Genomic DNA, 3,443 nt, shown 5'->3' on the forward strand with positions numbered 1-3,443 from the left:
AGCCCGGAGCCCGGAGCCCGGAGCCCGGAGCCCGGAGCCCGGAGCCCGGAGCCCGGAGCCCGGAGCCCGGAGCCCGGAGCCCGGAGCCCGGAGCCCGGAGCCCGGAGCCCGGAGCCCGGAGCCCGGACGACGGTTGGTGTCCGTCGCCGGTTGTTGGTGGTTGTCCGCACGGTGACGACGTTGGGCCGGTTGCGGGATGTGTTGTCGCTGACGGCCGGTGATCGGCGTGTTCAGACGTTCTTTACCTGTGACGTTGGATCCCGGTCGGTGTTGGCGGCCGGGGTGGACGAGGCGTTGGAGGAGTTGGGAGCGCCGGTCCTGCCGTGGCGTGACGCGGTGGGTTCGAGGTTCGATCTGGCGTTGGCGGCGAGCGAGAACGACCAGCTGGTGGATCTTGACGCGCCGGTGCTGTTGGTGCCGCATGGTGCGGGGCATCAGAAGTTCTACCCGGGCACGGCGGTGGTGTCGGGCTTGAACCCGGAGCGGCTGGTGATGGGAGGCCGGGTGGTGCCGGCCGCGATTGGTTTGCCTCATGCCGCGCATTTGGAGCGTTTGGCGCGGGTGTGTGCGCCGGCGGCGTCGCGTGGGGTGGTGGTGGGGGATCCGGCGCTGGCGCGGATGCGCGGCTCACGCTTTCGGGGCGGGCAGCTGCGGGCGGCGTTTGGTGCGCGGGACAGGCGGTTGGTGGTGCTCGCGTCGACGTTCGGGCCGGATTCGGCGTTGGGTCGGTTGCCGGACTTGCCGGAGCGTCTGGTGGGCGGGTTGCCGGTGGATGAGTACCAGGTGGTCGTGGTGCTGCATCCGGGGGTGTGGGCGGCGCACGGCCCGTGGCAGGTGAGGTCCTGGTTGGAGCAGGCTGCCGCTTACGGTGTCCAGGTGGTCACGCCGCACGAGGGGTGGCAGGCGGCGTTGTTGGCCGCGTCGGTGGTGATTTCTGATCATGGTTCGCTGGCGTTGTACGCGGCGGCGTTGGACAAGCCGGTGGTGCTGGCGGGTCGGGGCAGCGCGGTGACGGTTCCCGGGTCTGCGGCGGCGCTGCTCGCCGAGACCGCGCCGGTCTGGGATGTTGATCAACGACCCCGGGACCAGCTCGATACGGCGATCGATCAGCATGGGGCAGGTGTCCACGGTCAGGTCATGGACCTGTTGGCGGAGCCAGATGCGGATGGTGAAGAGTGCGCGCGTCGCCTGCGACGACTGGTGTACGGGCTGCTGCGGTTGGAGGAACCAGCGGACCCGGCGATGTTCGGTCCCGTTGTCGCGCCTGCACTATCGGTACCGGCGATGCCTGCGACGGTGGTCGGCGTGGCGATTCAGCGCGACGGGGTCCGGATTGAGCGGTACGCCGACCTCGGCCACGGCGAGCCGCGTGGCGGGCTGGAGCATCGGCATCTGGTCGCGGACCTGCGTACCGCCAGCCTGGCCCAGCTCGCCTCGGCCAGTGTCGTGGTCGTCGACGACCGTGCGGTGTGGTCAACGAAGGGCTGGCCGGTGCGGGCGGCCGAGGAGGTGGCGCGGTGGCCGCAGGCAAGCGTCCTGGCAACGGTCGTGGACGAGACATCGTGCGCGGTCTGGGCTGGTGGCCGGGTGACTATTCTGCACGCTGACGAACCGCTTGATCCGATCGTGCTCGCGTCGCTGGCGTACGTCCGACTCACCACGCTCGGCCGTCTCCCAGGCGAGGACAGAATTCATCTTGGCCGGCGGGTTATCGGGGTGGTGGCGGTAGCACGTTGAGCTTGCGTAGGTAGCGGTCGAAGCGGGGATCCCCGGTGTTCCAGTAGAGCTGGGCGATCCAGCCCCAGCGGGCACGGGCCGTCTCGGGGTCGCCGCCACGCCAGGCCAGTTCGGCTTCGATGTCGGCCAACTCGACCCCGTACTGCGTCGCCGTCGCCTCGGCCACCATCTGACGGGCCAGTCCGATCGCGGCGCGCGCTTGCGGCAGGTCGCCGAGCGCGAGATGGGCGCGGGCCGCCACGGTATGCGCGCGGGCGGCGTTGCGCACGTCGTCGGTCAACGTGAACGCGGTGGCCAGCAGCGGCAGCGCCTCCTGCGGCCGGCCGAGATGCAGCAGCACGTTGGCGAGCATCCGATGGTGGATACCGGCGGCCCTGCGCAACTGCTGCCGCTCGTCGATGGCGAGGCAGCGGCGGAACGCCTGTTCCGCGGCGCCGTAGTCGCCCTGGGCCTCGGCCAGCCGGCCCCGGAACTCCCCGACCGACGAATGCATGTGCGCGTCATCGGTCGTGTCCAGCAGGCGCTCCGCTTCGGTCAGGGCGGTTTCCGCCCGGTCGAGCAGATGCAGTTGGGTGAACAGGCGTGCCTGCGCGGCGTGAATGCGCGCCTCCAGCACCCGGTCACCGAGCGCGTGGGCGGCCCGCACGCCCCACTCGTTGGCGCCGGAGATCCGCCAATGGTGGCCGCGGCTGGTCAGCAGCGGCTCCAGCGCACCGCACAACTGCGTCACCTCCACGAACCGGCCAGCGTGGAAGGCACGCGGGATGATCGCGACGATCGCCGCCAGTTCGGTCTCCAACCAATCCAGCGGCGCCGACCACGACGGGTTCCACCCCAGTCCAGACGGAATCTCGTAGCGGCGCAGCCGCTGACCGCCAGCCAGGTCCGCCGCGACCGCCCGGTCACGGTAGAACGTGAGTAGCCGCTCGAACGGCGTATCGGCGTCGACCGCGTGGTCTGGGCGCATCCGTAGCGCGTGGTCACGGATCAGCCCCGGCAACCGCAGACGGCCCCGCGCCTCGGCGACCACCAACCCGGCGTCGATCAGGCGGTCGACACCATGCCCCACCGTCGCTACCGCCGCCTCGTGGCTGAAATTCCGCACCGGCTGCGTGGCCAAGACGATCAGGTCGTCGACGGTGGCGTCGGGCAGCTCCCGCATCGTCTGGCCCAGGCACCGCAGGATCAACTCACCCGGGTCGTCGCTGCTGGCCAGCTCGTCCCGAACCGCCGCAACCGCCCCCGGTACACCGCGCCGCCGAGACAAGCGCACCGCGACCTGCACGATGGCGAACGGGATCCGATCGCACAACTCCAGCAGTTCCCGCGACGCCGTCGGCTCGGCGGACAGCATCCCAGGACAGCGACGCTCCAACATCTCCCACGCGCCCCGCTCGTCCAACCCGTGCAGGATCACCGGCGCAGCCGATGCCCAGGCCCGTAGATCATCGGTCAACTGTCGAGCCGTCACCAACACCAGGCTCGCCGGCCACGGCTGCACCAACGCCGACAACTCCGCTACACCGAGCACGTTGTCCACCACCAGGACACACCGCCGGTGCACCAACGCACGCAGGTACTGCTCCGCCATCGCCGCTGGTGACAGCTCACCGACCGGCACCCCGAGCTGACGCAGCACCGCCGCCTGCACCTCACCAACCTGCAACGCCTCGCCCACCCGGAAACCATCCAGGTCGACATACGCC

2 protein-coding genes are annotated in these 3,443 nt (G+C 70.5%); one reads left to right on the forward strand and one right to left on the reverse strand.

Features of this window, described 5'->3' with window-relative positions:
• Positions 1 to 171: 171 nt before the first annotated feature.
• Positions 172 to 1,737 carry a hypothetical protein gene (locus tag C1I95_RS32820; RefSeq protein WP_158566521.1) on the forward strand — a complete coding sequence of 522 codons (1,566 nt, stop codon included), beginning with the start codon at positions 172 to 174 and terminating at the stop codon, positions 1,735 to 1,737.
• Here C1I95_RS32820 and C1I95_RS32825 read toward each other — a convergent pair.
• On the reverse strand, positions 1,709 to 3,443 hold a 1,735-nt coding region (locus tag C1I95_RS32825; protein ID WP_233514035.1), incomplete at its 5' end, for a tetratricopeptide repeat protein. The genes C1I95_RS32820 and C1I95_RS32825 overlap by 29 nt on opposite strands.

Source organism: Micromonospora craterilacus (assembly GCF_003236315.1).
In the GTDB taxonomy this organism is placed as follows: Bacteria; Actinomycetota; Actinomycetes; order Mycobacteriales; family Micromonosporaceae; genus Micromonospora; species Micromonospora craterilacus.